Origin of the sequence: Phytopseudomonas dryadis (assembly GCF_004327355.1) — a bacterium.
Classification (GTDB): domain Bacteria; phylum Pseudomonadota; class Gammaproteobacteria; order Pseudomonadales; family Pseudomonadaceae; genus Aquipseudomonas; species Aquipseudomonas dryadis.
The window spans coordinates 1-477 of the sequence record NZ_QJUM01000083.1; the positions used below are offsets into that span (position 1 = coordinate 1).

A 477-nucleotide genomic window follows, 5' to 3' on the forward strand; every position below is an offset into this window, starting at 1 on the left:
GCATATAATCGGCTGAATATCATTGGCCTCAACGAGAACCAGGAAGCGGTCGAGCAATGCCGTGCTGAAAGAAGGCTGAACCGCTGAGAAAACCAGGACCGCTTGATCAACGTTGCAAATTGGCGGCCTGATAAGCTCGTTGGTTCTTTCTTTAATTTCCATTAGATATCCTTCTTTGTCATTTTCAGCTTGATACACAACGTAATCACCGACAAGAGGGGTAATTTTGTTTTTTCTGAAAATGCCTCTTCCTCTGCATTGTATTACTTTATCTGAATCCTCTGATTCATCCAGTACATAGTAAAAGCCGCTTAGCGCCTTAATAATTTTGCCCTCAGGCATATTTTCCCTCCTTGTTATTCATCTTTTGGATACTCAATGGTTTTGTAGCTGACAACTTTATTGTTTACCATTACTTGATAGTACCCTTTTTGGCCGGGTTCAATCTTTAGTTCGATCGTTCGTTCAGTCGGCTCT

The 477-nt window shown here is 41.5% G+C and carries 1 protein-coding gene; it reads right to left on the bottom strand.

Annotated elements, in window-relative coordinates; all coding sequences use genetic code 11:
- Positions 1–342: GTPase RsgA (gene rsgA / locus DNK34_RS25310; RefSeq protein ID WP_131199544.1), on the bottom strand; the 342-nt coding region annotated here is incomplete at its 3' end.
- Positions 343–477: the final 135 nt, after the last annotated feature.